Annotated in this window: 13 protein-coding genes; 5 read left to right on the top strand and 8 right to left on the bottom strand. The window is 66.9% G+C overall.

What is annotated here, in order from left to right:
- Nucleotides 1-8 precede the first annotated feature (8 nt).
- From E2F49_RS11145 to E2F49_RS16570, 6 genes are all read right to left on the bottom strand, one after another.
- A complete protein-coding gene (locus tag E2F49_RS11145; RefSeq protein WP_133393944.1) occupies nt 9-1,430 on the bottom strand; it encodes an undecaprenyl-phosphate glucose phosphotransferase in 1,422 nt (473 codons plus the stop codon).
- Between the two features lie 333 nt (nt 1,431-1,763).
- Complete coding sequence (locus E2F49_RS11140) at nt 1,764-3,863, bottom strand: YjbH domain-containing protein (RefSeq protein ID WP_133393943.1); 2,100 nt, start codon at nt 3,861-3,863, stop codon at nt 1,764-1,766.
- Complete coding sequence (locus E2F49_RS11135; RefSeq protein ID WP_133393942.1) at nt 3,860-4,621, bottom strand: capsule biosynthesis GfcC family protein; 762 nt, start codon at nt 4,619-4,621, stop codon at nt 3,860-3,862. The genes E2F49_RS11140 and E2F49_RS11135 overlap by 4 nt, the downstream gene beginning before the upstream one ends.
- Nucleotides 4,618-5,166, bottom strand: a complete 549-nt coding sequence (locus E2F49_RS11130; RefSeq protein ID WP_165971204.1) for a YjbF family lipoprotein — start codon at nt 5,164-5,166, stop codon at nt 4,618-4,620. The genes E2F49_RS11135 and E2F49_RS11130 overlap by 4 nt, the downstream gene beginning before the upstream one ends.
- 130 nt (nt 5,167-5,296) lie before the next feature.
- Nucleotides 5,297-6,394, bottom strand: coding sequence for a polysaccharide biosynthesis/export family protein (locus E2F49_RS11125; RefSeq protein ID WP_133393940.1), 1,098 nt, complete (start codon nt 6,392-6,394; stop codon nt 5,297-5,299).
- 96 nt (nt 6,395-6,490) lie between these two features.
- Entirely contained in the window at nt 6,491-6,940 is a 450-nt protein-coding gene (locus tag E2F49_RS16570; protein ID WP_133393939.1) for a hypothetical protein, read from the bottom strand.
- A gap of 202 nt (nt 6,941-7,142) precedes the next feature.
- Between E2F49_RS16570 and E2F49_RS11115 the strand changes: the two genes are divergently transcribed.
- From E2F49_RS11115 to ubiA, 3 genes are all read left to right on the top strand, one after another.
- On the top strand, nt 7,143-7,577 hold the full coding sequence (locus E2F49_RS11115; protein ID WP_133393938.1) for a low molecular weight protein-tyrosine-phosphatase: 435 nt from the start codon (nt 7,143-7,145) through the stop codon (nt 7,575-7,577).
- A 46-nt stretch (nt 7,578-7,623) separates the two neighbouring features.
- Nucleotides 7,624-9,864, top strand: a complete 2,241-nt coding sequence (locus E2F49_RS11110; RefSeq protein ID WP_133393937.1) for a polysaccharide biosynthesis tyrosine autokinase — start codon at nt 7,624-7,626, stop codon at nt 9,862-9,864.
- Nucleotides 9,865-10,081: 217 nt separating this feature from the next.
- Nucleotides 10,082-11,002, top strand: coding sequence for a 4-hydroxybenzoate octaprenyltransferase (gene ubiA / locus E2F49_RS11105; RefSeq protein WP_133393936.1), 921 nt, complete (start codon nt 10,082-10,084; stop codon nt 11,000-11,002).
- Nucleotides 11,003-11,015: 13 nt separating this feature from the next.
- Here ubiA and E2F49_RS11100 read toward each other — a convergent pair whose 3' ends face one another.
- A complete protein-coding gene (locus tag E2F49_RS11100; protein ID WP_165971203.1) occupies nt 11,016-11,900 on the bottom strand; it encodes a LysR family transcriptional regulator in 885 nt (294 codons plus the stop codon).
- 154 nt (nt 11,901-12,054) lie between these two features.
- On the opposite strand from E2F49_RS11100, the gene E2F49_RS11095 reads away from it, so the two are divergent.
- Together E2F49_RS11095 and E2F49_RS11090 are read left to right on the top strand one after the other, a co-directional pair.
- Nucleotides 12,055-12,972 carry a transporter gene (locus tag E2F49_RS11095; RefSeq protein ID WP_133393934.1) on the top strand — a complete coding sequence of 306 codons (918 nt, stop codon included), beginning with the start codon at nt 12,055-12,057 and terminating at the stop codon, nt 12,970-12,972.
- Nucleotides 12,973-13,003: 31 nt separating this feature from the next.
- Nucleotides 13,004-14,716: a GMC family oxidoreductase gene (locus E2F49_RS11090; RefSeq protein ID WP_133393933.1), complete on the top strand. Its 1,713-nt coding sequence runs from the start codon at nt 13,004-13,006 to the stop codon at nt 14,714-14,716.
- A 43-nt stretch (nt 14,717-14,759) separates the two neighbouring features.
- On the opposite strand, the gene E2F49_RS11085 is transcribed toward E2F49_RS11090, so the two are convergent.
- Nucleotides 14,760-15,686 carry a LysR family transcriptional regulator gene (locus E2F49_RS11085; RefSeq protein WP_133393932.1) on the bottom strand — a complete coding sequence of 309 codons (927 nt, stop codon included), beginning with the start codon at nt 15,684-15,686 and terminating at the stop codon, nt 14,760-14,762.
- Nucleotides 15,687-15,751 lie beyond the last annotated feature (65 nt).

Genomic DNA, 15,751 nt, shown 5'->3' with positions numbered 1-15,751 from the left:
GGAGCTCCTCAGTAGGCGTTCTTGTGAATGAAACCCTTGAAGAGCGTCAGCAAGATGATCCTGAGGTCGAAAAGAAGCGACCAGTTCTCGATGTAGTAGATGTCGCACTCGATCCGGCGCTGGAGGTCTGTCGATCCGCGCCAGCCGTTCACCTGCGCCCAGCCTGTGATGCCGGCCTTGACCAGGTGCTTCTTCATGTAGGCGGGAATCTCTTCCTTGAACTTGTCCACGAAGACCGGTCGCTCGGGCCTCGGTCCAACGATGGACATGTCGCCCTTGAGCACGTTCAGGAACTGCGGCAGCTCATCCAGGCTGGTCCTGCGTAGGAAAGCGCCGACCCGCGTCGCGCGCGACTCGCCCGACTTCGCCCAGACCGCCCCCGAGCCGCTCTCCGCGTCGACGGGCATGGAGCGGAACTTGAGCATTTCGAAACGGCGGTTGTTCCAGCTGACGCGTTCCTGCCGATAGAACACCGGGCCGGGCGACGACAGCTTCACCGCGATGGCGATGCACGCCATCAGCGGGGCGATCATCAGCAGGATCAAGGCCGACAGCACCCGGTCCTCGATGCCCTTGAGCAGTCGCGCACTGCCTTGGAGCGGCGACTGCTGGAGTGTCACGACCGGAAGATCGGCGATCTGATCGATGCCGTGGTTGAGCAGGTGCAGGCCAAAGAGATCCGGCACGAGCTTGATGTCCACGGCGGAATGAGCGAGACGCCCGAGCACCGCCTGGATATCCGCCTCGGCGCTCATGGGCAGCGAGATCCAGACCTGGTCGATGCCGTGCGTCTCGATGTAGGCCGCGAGGTCGCCAATCTCGCCGAGCAGCGGCACCTCGTCCAGATACTTGTGGGACGACGGCGTGCTGAACCAGCCGAGGATCTCGATCCCGGTCCAAGGCTGTGCGGCAAAGCCCTGCGCGATGCGGCGCGCGTCATGGCCACCGCCGACGATGACCGCCTTCCGGTGGTCCATGCCGCGCGCGCGCAACTGGTCCGCGAGCGTACGGATGAATACCCGGGTCATCAGCGTGCCGGCCAGGGTCAAGCCGAACCAGGTCAGCCACCAGAGGCGGGAGAACTCCTCTGCCAGTTGCAGGCCGACCATGTAGACAACGCCGGCGGCGAACACCAGCGACCAGAGCGTGACCAGCTTGAAGCCTTCTCTGGTCAGGCTGCCGCCTCGCCAGCTGCGATAGAGCGACGAGCCATTCAGCACGATCAGCGCGAACAGAACTCCGCGGGCAAGCCCGCGCACATACTCGATCGGCATGGTGAACGTGTCGAAACGGAGGTAGTGAGCGAGAAGACCCGCTCCTACCAGTACGCCCAGATCGGATACGCGAAGGCTCCACGCGAATAGCGCGGTGAATTTGCTGGCCAGACGCCAGTCGGATTCGGCATGCGGCCGAATCGGTGAGAACAGCATGTCCCGATCCTCACGCCCCTCCTCGCAATGCGGCCAAGCAGGCGCAGTTGCGATCGGCACGTTCTAAGTAATTGATTCCATTCGGCTGTCCCCCGGTGCCATACGCTGCTGCCGGTCCCCTGACGCCGAGTGGAACTGTGACAGATGCACTGTTGCAGCGCAACGTGAGTTGCGCGTTCTTAGCGGCCCGTCACGCGTAAACAGACGAGTCCAGCTGAAGACCTTTGCCGCGCGCGGAGGTTCGATAAATCATTCCTTCGGAGGCCGGCTACAGCCACTTCCAGTTAAGACCGTCTGCTTTGCAAACGGCTGGGACGGCCACTCGCACGTCGATCAACGGTCGATCCAGTCGAGGTTTTCGAGCAGGAAATTGCGGTCTCGTTCCGCCGTCAGGCTGTAGAGCGCATAGCGACGGGCGAGGCGGGCCCCGCCGTCGCGCACCAAGGGCTGCCAGATGATGCTGGCGCGCGCGCGCGTCGGTCGCGGCAGCAGGAAGTCCATGGGTACCGAGAAATAGATGCCCTTGTCGAAGCTGCCTTCGCCGAACGTCGCAGAGGAGACGTTCGTCTTGGTGGCCCAAGCGCCCATAGTTACGCCATTGTCGAAGCGACGCGCGACATTGACAGTGGCGCCAATGTCGCCGGCCAGGTAGCGACCCACACTGACATTGGCCTGCACGCGCTGGGCATCGCCCAGCGTCACGTATGCGGTGGCGTGGCCCGTGGTCTGGTCGTAGTCGCGGAAACCGGCGCGCTGGTCGAAGTTGCGCTGCCGCACGTGGTTCACATCGACGCCGAGCGCCCACCGCTCGCCGAACGGGCGATAGAGCACTTCTCCACCAACGCCGCCGTACATGGATTCGAGATAACCGGCATAGCCCATGCCGTACAGGTCGCCGCCCAGGTAGTGGGCGGTCGTCAGCTGCAGGTTGGGCACCGTCACCGACGACGTCGTCAGAAACTCGCGCTGGTAGGTTCGCACCCGCGGCATGCGACTGGGTGGGTTGTAGCGGAACTTGTCGAAGTTGTTGAGGACGTCCGCACTGACGATGCCGCTGACCCACGTATGGCGCCCGAACCAGTACGTCGCACTGGCATCGGCGGACACCTGATACAGGATGAAGCCGTCCGGACCGCCCATCACGTGCTTGTAGCCGGGGCCGATGCCTGCCTGGAAGCGGTCGAACGGGGCCTGGTAGAGCACCTCGCGCCGCTGGGATGCAGGGGGCGCGATCTCGACGCTGCGCGCGAATGTGTCCAGATCAATGCGCCGATCGACGTAGTCGGCAAACGCTTCGCGCGAAACGCTCGTTTCGGCAATCGGCATGTCGACGCGCTGATGCGCAATCGTGAACCAGTCGAAATCGGCGTTGGTCCCGGTGTCGAGCACCCGGATGCTTCTTCCGACGCCCTGTGCGCCGTAGAAGTATCGCTGCTGTTCACCTGTGACGATCAGCTCGCGCCCTCGTCGACTGATCTCGGAGACCTTGAGGCCTGCCTCACGCTGCAACGCGGTCGCGAGTGCCGGCCAGGATCCCGGGTTGGAGACTCCGCGCGACGCATGGTCAGCCAGTGGAACGACCGGTCGATCCAGGAGAGGCGCGACACTTCGCGCGTTCCTCAGATTCCCGGTAAAAGCGACACCTACCATGGCTTCGGCGCCGCGCTCGAATCCCGCCGTGATCTGGATGCCCGGCCGCGGCGTGTACACCACGCCGAGATTGATCGGAGTGCGCTGTAACTGGTTGTTACGTTGGGGCTCGTTCTTGTAGTCGTTGCCGTCCAGTTCGATCTTGACGAGGAGTTGCTCAAGCGGGGATTGCCATGAGACACCGCCGAAGATTCCGATGGGGCCGCGGAACGTGCTCGTCGCGTTGAGCTGGCCTGCACCACTGATGATCGGCCGTGTCGCGAATCGCTCATCGATCAGACGCAGCGGATTTTCGAAGTCTCCACGGTTCCCGATGTATCCCGTGGCGAGTCCAAGGCTCGCGTCGAAACTGCCGAACCGCTTGTTGGCGACCAGGTACTCGCTCGAGAAAAGCCCGGTACCGCCGATATCCCGGAATCCCACGGCCACCTCGGGAAGCCACCGGCTCTCCCGCCAGAGTCGCGCCTTGATATCGATCGACTTGTCTTTGTAATGCTGGTCACCGTCGACGTCGGCCGGACCATAGGCCCGGTTGTTGATCGACATGTACCGAAACGTACCTTCCAGCCACGGAAACGGCTGCATCGACAGGTTGTAGCGCGCATAGGGCGAGGTGTAGCTCGCCGTGAGGCTGATCTGTCCCTCGTCCTCCATGCGCGCGATCGGCGTCTGCATCAGCCCCGCGCCGCCCCAATCGCTCTGGGTGACGCGATCCTGCGCATGCAGCGCGCCGGACACCGCCCAAGCGAGCGCACCAGCAGCGAACAGGCGCGTCCGCGTCACGGCGAATCTCCGAAAGCGTGCGGGCGCTGCGTCGCGAGAAATGCCGCGAACTCGGCGTTGAATTGGCCGCTCAGTCCACGCAACTGCCGCGCAGGCAGCGGCACGTAGAGCGTAGCGCCTGGTGCCAGTGCCTGTGGCTCGCTGCGGTTCCACAGGGCGATGCCGATCTTCTGCACGGCGCCGTCAGGCTGCACGACGAACAGCCAGTCCCGGTCGGCGCCCTGCACAGGGCAGTGCGACAGATAGGCGAGTGCATCGTCGAGTGGCGCGTGCGGCACCACGCAAGGCGCGACTACCGCGCCGACGATGCGGACCTGTGTCGGACGCCGCGGGAAGTACACGTGATCGCCATCGACCAGCGGCAGGTTCGCAGCAGGCGACATCTCAAGCCGACGCGGCGACAGTTCGGTGACGACGCGACCTGTCACGGGAAGTGCGTACACCTGACTGGCGAGTGCGTCGGCTTGCGCGGACAACGCAGGGTCCGCCGATGCTGCGAGTACACCGAGATCGTGCAGCAGGCCGGCCTTGAGCCGGATCTGCGCCTGCTGTGCGGACCGTCGGGTCAGCACGGCACCTGACGCATACGCGTCGTCGGTCGGCATGGCCGCAATCACCGCATCGGCCAAGCGGGCGCCCACGGCATGTGTCTGGATGCCGGGCGTGCGGACGGCGCCCTCGATCTGCACGCGCAAGGCCTGGGCATGCGCGCACGTCGCAGTTGCCAGCAGGCAAAACAACAGCAAGGCACGCGTCATCGCGGCGCACCCGGCGTGTAAGGCTTGAGCACGGTGATCTGCAATTCGACGCCCGGCCCGACGAGCTCGCGACTGCGGACGATCGCGCCGGTATGCGGATCGGCCCAATAACGGTTGTGTGCCGTCAGGCCGTGGCCTTCGAGGTGCTCGTCGAAGCGCTGGAGTTCGCGGCGCGATCCCAGCACGTCGATGCTTTCAAGCGCACCACGCTGCAGCTGGCCACGCAGTTCCACGCCGTAACGGTAGCCCGGCATCCAGTCGTAGCGACGATGCGTCTGTGCGGATTCGACGCTGGCCAGACGCTTGAAAGGGTTGTCACCGAGCATGCGGATCTCGATCGCGTCGGTCGACTGTCCCGACGTGCCGGCGAGAATGCCGTCGCGCAGGAACACGATGCGCCGATCGGGCGTGAACCACGAGGTAAGCCCCGCATCGTCGTTGCCGAGCACCATCAGCGACTCGCCCTGCGGCCCTTCGACGAGGATCTGCGCGTACGGATTGGCCGCCACCTGCTCGGGTGTGATGTCGAGACCACGTCCGCTCACTGCCAGTCGCAACGCGTCATAGCTCCCGCGCGGAAGGCCGGTGCAGCCAGTAAGTGCGACGGCTATGGCGAGCAACAGACACGCGCCCGCGCGTCGCACGGCGATGGACGGAAACGCCGACACGACCCGCTCAGCGCAGATCGTTGCCGGCGCTGGCGGCGTTGCTGATGATTCCCGAGAACGGCAGCAGCTGTCCGACGAAGCGGCTCCAGCGCGTGATGCCGGCCGCGCCGACGAACACCACGTCGCCCGGCAGCAGTTCGAACTGGCTGGCGACGGCGAACGCCGCAGGCGAACGCGCCTCGAGCTGGTAGACGACCGACGGCGCCGCGTCGAGACCCTTGTTGCCGCGGATCACGTACACGGCATTGCCGTTCGACGTGGTCTGCGCGAGGCCGCGCGCACGTCCGAGCGCCTGGCTCAGGCTGATGCTGCCGGTGCGGAAATCGAGCGCGCCGGGTTGCATGACCTCGCCGACGACGAAGACTTCCTTCGAATCCAGGTACGGGATGTAAAGATGGTCGTCGGGCTTGAGATAGACGGTGCCGCGCGCCTGCTGGTCCAGGTCGAGCGTCCATGTCACACCATCGCGGGTGAGGCGGATGCCCGAGAGATCAGCGACGGTCGGGTTGAGGCCCGCCTGGCTGATCGCGTCGTTGAGCGTGACGGGCACCACCGTCAGCGGCACGGCCGTGGAATTGGCCGCCGCGCCCGTCACCCAGACGCGCTGGCTGGCGTAGGTCAGGATCGACACGTCCACCTGGGGCGATTCGATGTAGCGCGCCAGCTTCGAGCTGATCAGCGTGCGCAGTTCGCCGGGCGTCAGGCCTGCCGCTTCCAGCGTGCCGATGTAGGGGTAGAACAGCGTGCCGTCCGACTGGACCAGGCGACCGGCCGCATTGAGCTGTTGCTGTGGGCCGGCGGGCACGGTCAGCTCGGGGTGGTCCCATACCGTGATGTACAGAACGTCGCCGGGGCCGATGGTGTACGCGGGTGGCCGATAGTCGGCGAGCGCGGCAGGAATGGCGCCGGACTCGGCACGCGCGGCGCGATCCATCGCGATCAGTTTCGGCGTGATCGGCACCAGGTCCAGCTGGTCGTTGCCCAGGGTGCGAATGCCGTCAGGCCCCTTGGAACTGGTCCCCATATGCTGGCCCGGCGACAGCACGCAGGCACACAACAGGCCGGCTGCCACCACGGCGGCAGCGAACGGACGCAACGACTTCATGCCTCACTTCCCCAGTCTGAACAGGGCAACTTTCCTGTCGCCCATGAAAAACCCGCCGGGCAGGCCCGGCGGGAGAGTTGTGCTTGATCGAGCGGCTTAGTTGCCGGTACCGCCGGTGCCACCGGTACCGCCGGTACCACCCGTGCCGCCCGTACCACCGCCGCCATCGCCACCACCACCGGCATCGTTGCCGGCGCTGTCGCTGCCCGAGCCGAGTGCCGTCGCGGCCAGTGCGGCGCCTGCGGCCACGATGCCCACCGTCGCGGCGGCGCTGATGCCCGCGCCCGTCGCGGCAGCGGTGCCGGCGGCGGCGCCCGTCCCTGCAGCGGCGCTGGCCTCGGCGGCTGCGGCAGCCTCAGCGGCGGTTGCGGCTTCTGCGGTCGTGCCCACTTCGACCGTGGTCACCTCGGTCGCGTCGACGGCGGCCTGCGAAGCGGTCTCGGCGGACTGCGCGCCGACCGCAGTGGTGTTCTGCGCCTGCGCAAACGCGACGCTGGTCATGCCGGCGAGGGCGAGGGTGCCGATGAGGCGGGCGGTCTGGCGCATGTGAAGTCTCCGTTCCTGGATTGCGCCGTGGCGCGCGGGTGTACTCGACCGCGCACGCTAGGTGTCGTAGGCACCCGGTGTCAAGAAAAAATGCTGCGGTGCGAAAAAAACCACGGCGCAGGTCCGTTTTTGAGGCCGCCGGGCGGGTATCCTGTGCGCCGCGCCACGGACGCGCGCTGTTCGGGATAGGGGTGAGGTCGGGGTGTTCCGCAAGATTCTGCTGGTCTGCATCGGCAACATCTGCCGCAGTCCCACGGCCGAAATCGTTCTGAAAGACACGCTCGGACCGTCCTTCGACGTGTCCTCTGCGGGTCTGCAGGCGCTGGTCGACCGTCCGGTCGATCCGACGGCGGCAGAACTGCTGCGCGAGCGGGGACTCGACAGCGATCTGCACCGGGCGCGCCAGCTCACGCCGGACCTGCTCGGCGCGGCGGACCTCGTGCTGGTGATGGAGCGCGCGCATCAGGCGCGCATCGTCCGCGATGCGCCTCAAGCCAGTGGCAAGACCTTGCTGCTGGGCAAGTGGCGCGGTGATCTGGAGATTCCCGATCCCTACCGCCAGCAGCGACCGGCCTTCGAGCACGTGCTGCGCCTGATCGACGACAGCGTGGCGGGCTGGAAGCCCTACCTGCGCTGATTTTTTGAACGGCGTCTTCGCGCCATCTGCTACGACCGGAATCGAGATGACCAAGGAAACCCAGAGCACGTCCAGGGACGAGGACGAGATCGACCTGCGTGAGTTGGCCGGCATGCTGATCGATCGCAAGTGGTGGATCGTCGGCGTCACCGGTCTGTTCTTCGTCGTCAGCGTGGCCTATGCGCTGCTGGCCACGCCGATCTACCAGGCGCAGTCGATGGTGCAGGTGGAATCGAAGATGCCGTCGATTCCCGGTCTGTCCGATCTGTCGTCGCTGGGGCTCGGGGGCTCGAGTTCCGCGGCAACGACCGAGGTCGCGCTGATCACCTCGCGTGCGGTCATCGGCGATGCGGTCGATGCGCTCAAAGCGGACATCGTGGTCGAGCCGAAGCGTTTTCCGCTGATCGGTGACTTCTTCGCCCGACGGTTCGTCGGTGATGCGCCCGATGCCGTTGCACCGCCGAAGTTCGGCGCGTCGAGTTATGGCTGGGGTGGCGAAGCGCTTCAGGTGCAGGGCCTCGAAGTGCCGTCGCATCTGGTCGGCGAGCCGCTGGTGCTGGTGGCCGGTGATGCGGACGGCTTCACCCTCGAAGGTCCTGACGGCGACACGCTGCTGCAGGGCATGGTCGGTAGTGACGCCGCAGGCGGTGGGGTGAAGATCCAGGTCGCCGAATTGCGCGCCAACCCGGGCACGCGCTTCGAAGTGACGCGCCTGCGCCGTCTCGACGTCGTGGCCGGCTATCAGGAAGACGTCAAGGCCTCCGAGCAGGGCAAGGAGTCCGGCATCTTGCGTCTGTCGTTCGAGAACACCGACCCGGTCTTCGCCGAAGCGTTCCTGCAGCAGGTCGCCGGCGCCTACGTGCGCCAGAACGTCGAGCGCAACTCCGCCGAGGCGTCCTCGCAGCTCGCCTTCGTGCGCGAACAGCTGCCGACGATCCGCCAGCAGGTGGAGGCGGCGCAGGAAGCGATGCGCAGCTATCAGACGCGTGCGAACTCGGTCGACATCACCATGCAGACCCAAGGTCTGCTGCAGCAGGAAGTCGCGGTCGAAACGAGCATCCAGCAGTTGCGCCTCAAGCAGGCCGAGATGGATCGCAGCTTTACCCGCGAGCATCCGGCCTACCGCGCGCTGATGAGCCAGATCGGCGAACTCGAGGCGCGCAAGGCCGGCTTCCGGCGCCAGGTCGGTGACCTGCCCGACACCCAGCAGGAACTGCTGCGCCTGACCCGCGACCTGCAGGTGAGCAACGAGCTCTACACCGGCCTGCTCAACCAGGCTCAGCAGCTCGATGTCGCGCGCGCGGGCACGGTGGGCAACGTGCGCATCGTCGATCCGGCCGTCGTCGACACCTCCAAGCCGGTCAAGCCGCGCAAGCCGCTGATCGTGCTGGTGGGTACGCTGCTCGGCGGTTTCCTCGCCGTCGGTCTGGTGTTCCTGCAGCGGATCATGAACCCCGGTATCGAGGATCCCGCGCAGATCGAGGAACTCGGCCTGCCGGTGTATGCGGCCATTCCGCTGAGCACCGCCAAGGATCTGCTGATCACCGACAAACGCCGCAATCGCGGTGGGCGCGTGCGACGCGATGCGAACTTCGACAAGCGCCAGCATCTGCTCGCGATCAACGCGCCGGCCGATCTCGCGGTCGAGGCGATCCGCAGCCTGCGCACCAGCCTGCATTTCGCGATGCTCGAAGCGAAGAACAACATCCTGACCATCTCCGGCCCGTGTCCGGCGGTCGGCAAGACCTTCGTGTCGGCGAATCTTGCGGCGGTGATCGCGCAGGCCGGCCAGAAGGTGCTGGTGATCGACGCCGACATGCGCAAGGGCACGCTGCACAAGGTGCTGGGCACCACGCAGACCGATGGCCTGTCGGACGTGCTGGCCGGCAAGGTGAAGGTCGAAGATGCCATCAAGCCGGCGCCCGGCGTCGAGGGCATGGATTACCTCGTGCGTGGCGACGTGCCGCCGAATCCGTCCGAACTGCTGATGCATCCGCGCTTCGGCGAACTGCTCGCGAGCCTCTCGCCGCGTTATGACCTGATCATCATCGACACCCCGCCGATCCTCGCCGTGACCGACGCGGCGATCGTCGCGCACCACGCAGGTTCGAGCCTGCTGGTCACCCGGTTCGGCGTGAACCAGCCGAAGGAAATCCTGCTCACCAAGAAGCGCTTCGAGCAGAACGGCGTGACGATCAAGGGCGCGATCTTCAACGCGGTCGAGAAGCGCGCCACGGGTTATTACAGCTACGGCTATTACGAGTACAAGGCGGACGCGAAGGCCTAAGGCCTCCCACGGGTAAAGCGCCCTCACCCCAACGCCTCTCCCGGAGGGAGAGGGGCTCGAAAGCAGAAGCTCGCAGATTCAGGCCTCTCTCGCTCCGGGCGAGCGGTCTGAAAGCTGAAGCTCGCAGATTCAAGCCCCTCTCCCCCCGGGAGAGGGGTTGGGGTGAGGGCGCTTCTCGCCGCCTTCGTCGATCGCCCCGCTGCTATCCTCCCGCGCCATGCACGACTACGAACGCTATTCCGCGCCCAGGACCCTGAGCGCGCGCGAGCGGCTGCGCCAGTACTGGGTGCTGATGCGCGCCGATCGGCCGATCGGCTGGCTGCTGCTGCTGTGGCCGACGTGGTGGGCGTTGTGGATCGCGGCCGAGGGTGTGCCGCCGCTGTGGACGTTGTTCGTGTTCACCGCCGGTGTGTGGCTGACACGGTCGGCCGGCTGCGTGATCAACGACTACGCCGACCGCTGGCTCGACCCGCATGTGGAACGCACGAAGGACCGTCCGCTCGCGAGCGGCGCGGTGCGCGGGCGCGAAGCGCTGGCGCTGTTCGCGGGTCTGATGCTGGTCGCGTTCGCGCTGGTGCTGACGATGAACACCCTGACCATCGCGATGAGCGTGGTCGGCATCTTTCTCGCCGCGACCTATCCGTACCTCAAGCGCCACACCTATCTGCCGCAGGTGTATCTGGGCATCTCGTTCGGGTGGGCGATTCCGATGGCGTTCGCGGCCGTGCAGGGGACGGTGCCTCCGATCGGCTGGCTGCTGTTCGTCGCCAACATCTTCTGGACTACCGGTTACGACACCTGGTACGCGATGGTCGACCGTGAGGACGACATCCGCGCCGGCTCGAAATCCACGGCGATCCTGTTCGACGATCTCGATCTCGTCGCCCAGGGCGTGCTGTACACGCTGGCCTTCGCGGCCCTGGCGCTGGTCGGTCGCGAAGCCGGGCTCGGCGTGAACTATTGGCTGGGCTTCGGCGTTGCCGCGCTCCTGGTGATCCGGGAATTCGTCATCGCGCGCCATCGCGAGCGTGAGGCCTGTTTCCGCGCGTTCCTGCACAACCAGTGGGTCGGCATGGCGGTCTTCGCCGGCATCGCGGCGCACTACGCGCTGCCGCCAGCAACGGCGCTGCTGGCCTGACGCGCGCCGCGGCTCAGGCCGCGCGGGTCATGTGTTCGACCAGCTTGCGCGCGACCGCCGGCAGGCGTTCAAACGAGGCCACGCACAGGTGCATGCGGCGCGTCGCCCACGCGTCCTGCAGCGGAATCAGCCGCACACGCTGGTCGAGTGCGAACGCGCGCACGATGTTGCGCGGCAGGACCGCCACGCCCAGGCCTGCTTCGACCATGCGGTACACCGCATCGAAACTGCGCACCTGCACGCGCAACCGCAGCGCGCCACGCGCGGTCATCGCCTCGACCAGCAGGCGCCGGGTCAATGCGGTGCTGCCTTCGAGCGCAACGAAGTCGTAGGCCAGCAGTTCGGAAAACCGGATGCGGCTGCGGCGGATGTCGTAGCTCGCAGGCACGATCGCCACCAGATCGTCCTGCCGGTAGTCGAACACCGACAGGTCGTCGCAGTTGTCCTTGTCGACGATCACGCCGATGTCGGTCGCGCCGGCGCGCACCGACTGCACGATCTCGTGGCTCCAGCGCTCCTCGATGTCCACGCGCACCTGCGGATGGAGGTTGGAGAACGAGACCAGATCGTCCGGCAGGAACTGCGCCAGCGCCGACGTGGCCGCCTGGATGCGCACGTGCCCGGTGATGCCGGCCGCGTAATCGCTCAGGTCCAGATCGATCTTCTGGACCATGTTGAGCAGTTGTCGGATCTGCGGAATCGCCGCCTTGCCGGCGTCGGTGGGTTCCACGCCACGCGAGGTGCGCTTGAGCAGCTTGACCTTGTAATGGTGCTCGAGCAGGGCGATACGCCGGCTCGCGGCCGCCAGCGCGATGTTGGACACCTCTGCCGCGCGCGAGATGCTGCCCATCTCGGCGGCGTTGAGGAACAGGGCGAGCGAGCTGGGGTCGGGCAGCATCGGAACGGGGCCGTCGATGGGATGCACGCACTCTACGCCTGCCTTCGCAGTCTGCGAAATCGGCATGGCCTGATTTCGAATTCCAAGTGGACGCGGATGTGAAGACACTGCGAGCGCCGCCACCTGTCCGCGGCCATGTCCACGGGAGGGGATCATGCAAGTCCAGCTTCACACGTCCGCCGGGCGCCGTCCGTCGAATCGTCTGCGAGGCGCGCTGCGTCCGGCGCTGCTCGCCACCGCGCTGCTCGCCAGCGGCGCCGCCAGCGCCGTCGGCATCGATGCCGGCGATTACGTCGCCGCGCCCCCGGGCACCGATCTGTTCCTGATCTACGCCCAGCATTCCGACGCCAAGGGGCTGTACGCCAACGGCAACCGCATCGACGACGACGCACGCCTGGGCGTGGACCTGGTCATGGGTCGCTACGTGAAGTTCGTCGAGGTCGGCGGGCGCACGCTCGACCTGCAGGTGCTCGCGCCGTGGGTCCGTCTGCAGGGCGGCGGCAGCACCGCGGGTCTGGGCAGCACCAGCGGCATGGCGGACGTGATCCTGGTCAGCACGCTGTGGCTGGTCGAGGACAAGGACCAGCGCCGCTACTTCGGTGTCACGCCCTACGTCTGGCTGCCGACCGGCAGCTACGACCGCAACCGTGCCCTGAACCCCGGCGAGAACCGCTGGAAGGGTGCGCTGCAGGCCGTCGTCTCGCAGGGCCTCGGCGAGCACTGGACCACCGAGCTGTCGTTCGACGTGCAGGTGCACGGCGAGAACGACGAGTTCGCCGGCAACAACACGCTCAAGCAGAAGCCGCTCTACGACACCCAAGGCTTCCTGCGCTACACCTTCAATCCCGCCAACGAAGTCTCGCTGCGCGTGCGCTACCAGGCCGGCGGCGAGACCCGGGTCAACGGCATCGACCGCGACGACGAACTGGGCAACTGGTCCGCGCTGGCGACCTACAGCCGCGCGCTGCCCGGCAATACCCAGCTGCTGCTGCAGGCCGGTCGCGACATCTCCATCGAGAACGGCTTCCGCGAAGAAAGCCGCGTGCAGCTGCGCTTCCTCAAGGCGTTCTGAGGTCCATCATTCGCATGCCCTGGGAGGGATCATGAAATTCGGAAACGACGACGACACCATCGGGCGCGCGCTCGGTGCCTACCGCGAGGGCCAGGTGAGCCGTCGCGGCTTCCTCAAGATGGCGACTGCCGCGGGCGTGGGTATCGGCCTGGCCGGCACGCTGGCCAGCATCTGGTCGCCGCAGGCGCGCGCGCAGTCCACCCGGACCAGCCCGGTGCCGCGCGGCGCGTTCGACTACATCGTCATCGGCGGTGGTTCGGCCGGCGCCACGCTCGCCGGCCAGTTGGCCATGCGCAGCGATGCGAAGGTGCTGCTGCTCGAGGCCGGCGTGCCGGACAGCGCGCCGGAGATCCACGACCCGCGCGACTGGCCCAAGGTGCTCGGCATGCCGCTCACGCGCATGTTCAACACCACGCCGCAGGCGCATGCCGACAACCGCTCGGTCGCCTGGCCGCGCACGCAGACGCTCGGCGGCTGCAGCGCGGTCAACTGCATGATCTACCAGCGCGGCCACGTCAGCGATTTTGACAGCTGGGCGCATGAAGGCTGCTACGGCTGGGACTACGCCTCGGTGCTGCCGGCCTACAAGGCGCTCGAACACTGGCAGGGTGGCGCCAGCGAATACCGCGGCGATCGCGGTCCGCTGTTCGTCACCCAGCCCGCGCCCGGCCATCGCCATCCCGGCGCCGAAGCCTTCATGGCCCAGTCGATCGCGATGGGCTACGCCGAGAATCCGGACTTCAACGGCCCGTCGATGGAAGGTCCGACCTGGGTCAACTTCACGATCTCCGGCGGCAAGCGCCAATCCTCGGCGGTCGCGTTCCTGCATCCGGCGATGGAACAGCGCAGCAACCTGACGGTGCTGTGCGAGGCGCCGGCGCTGGAGCTGGTCATGGAGCGCGGGCGCTGCGTCGGCGTGAAGTACCTGCACGACGGCAAGCCGGCGATGGTGCGGGCCTCGCGCGAGGTCGTGCTCTCGGCCGGCGCGATCACCTCGCCCTGGCTGCTGATGCTCTCGGGCATCGGCCCGGAAGCCGAACTGCGCAAGCACGGCATCGCCGTACAGCACGCGCTGCCGGGCGTGGGCCAGAACCTGCACGACCATGTGCTCGGCGGCGGTCTCAACTGGGAAGCCAAGGCGCCGGTGCCGGCCTCGGAATACAACATGTCCGAGACCTATTTCTGGACCAAGTCCAACCCGGGCCTGCGGGCGCCGGACATCAACACGCTCTACGTCAGCCTGCCGTTCCACACGCCGGAACTGCCGGCGACGTTCGAGAACGGCTACTCGATCCTCACCGGCGTCATGCGCCCGTCCTCGCGCGGCCAGATCACGCTGGCCTCGAGGGATCCGCGTGTCGATCCGCTGATCGATCCGGCGTACCTGACCACCGAGCAGGACCGTCGCGCGTTTCTCGCGGCGACCGAACTCGGGCGCGAGATCGGCAATGGCGAGGCGTTCGCGGGCATCCGCAAGCGCGAGGTACTGCCGGGCCCGTCGGTGAAGAGCAAGGCCGACATGGAAGCTTTCCTGCGCAAGGCCTGCTCGACGTTCTTCCATCCGGTCGGCACCTGCCGCATGGGCACGGGCAGCGACGCGGTGGTCGATCCGGAACTGCGCGTGCACGGCGTCGAAGGCCTGCGCGTGGCCGACGCGTCGATCATGCCGTCGATCACCACCGGCAACACCAATGCGCCGTCGATCCTGATCGGCTGGAAGGCCGCGGAGATGCTCTCGGCCTGAGCCTGCGACGCCGGCGCGCGCTGCGCGTCGGCGTCCTGCGTCGTCAGGTCCCGTCGCGCGCCGGGAGCCGCCGTCGCAACGGCCCCAGATCCTGGCGCACCAGCGCCACCAGGTTGTGCGCGGCCGCCGACAGCCGCACGTGCGCCGGCCAGGCCAGCCACAACTGCGCACGCGGCACGTCGCCGGCGATGCGCACATAGGTCACGCCCGACGCATGCAGCTGGCACATCGAGGCCGGCACCAGCGCCACGCCTACGCCCGCCGCCACCAGATGCACCGTCGAGGCCATCTGCGGCGCTTCCTGTGCGATGCGCGGGCTGAAACCTGCGTTGGCGCACGCGCTGATCATCGTGTCGTAGAGCAGCCGGCCGTTCGCGCGTGGGTAAAGCACGAAGGCTTCGCCGGCGAGCTGCAGCAGGTCGATGCGCTTGTGCGTCGCCAGCGGATGGCGCGACGGCAGCGCGACCCACAGTTCCTCAGCCGGCAACTCCACCGTGTCCAGACCGTCGCGCTCGCCGGCCGTCGCGCGCAGGAACGCGACATCCAGGCGCTCATCGCGCAGGGCGTCGAGCAGCTGGCTGGTCGCCTGCTCGGCCAGATCCATCGTCACGTCCGGGTACAGCTCGCCGAAGCGACGCACGATGCCCGGCACCAGAGGATTGAACGAGGCCGAGCTGGTGAAGCCCACGCGCAGATGGCCCATGTCGCCACGCGCCGCGCGCTGGGCGGCGGCAATCGCGCGGTCCGCCTCGTCCACCGCGTCGCGCGCGTGCGGCAGGAAGGCGTGGCCGGCCTCGGTCAGCGTCACCGCCCGCGCGCTGCGATGGAACAGCGGTGTGCCCACTTCCGTTTCGAGCTGCTTGATCTGCTGGCTCAGCGGTGGCTGGGCGATGCCGAGCCGTTCCGCCGCCCGGGTGAAGTGCAGTTCCTCGGCGATCGCGATCATGTAGCGCAGGTGCCGCAGTTCCATATTCAGTCGAGATGATCGGATGCTGATCCATATATTGGACGAATCCTGAGGCCGGGCCTAGCCTG

The sequence above is a fragment of the Luteimonas terrae genome (genome assembly GCF_004358165.1).
GTDB classification, from domain to species: domain Bacteria; phylum Pseudomonadota; class Gammaproteobacteria; order Xanthomonadales; family Xanthomonadaceae; genus Luteimonas; species Luteimonas terrae.
The sequence above is the reverse complement of the archived record's forward strand: the minus strand, read 5'-3'. Positions and strand labels throughout refer to the sequence as shown.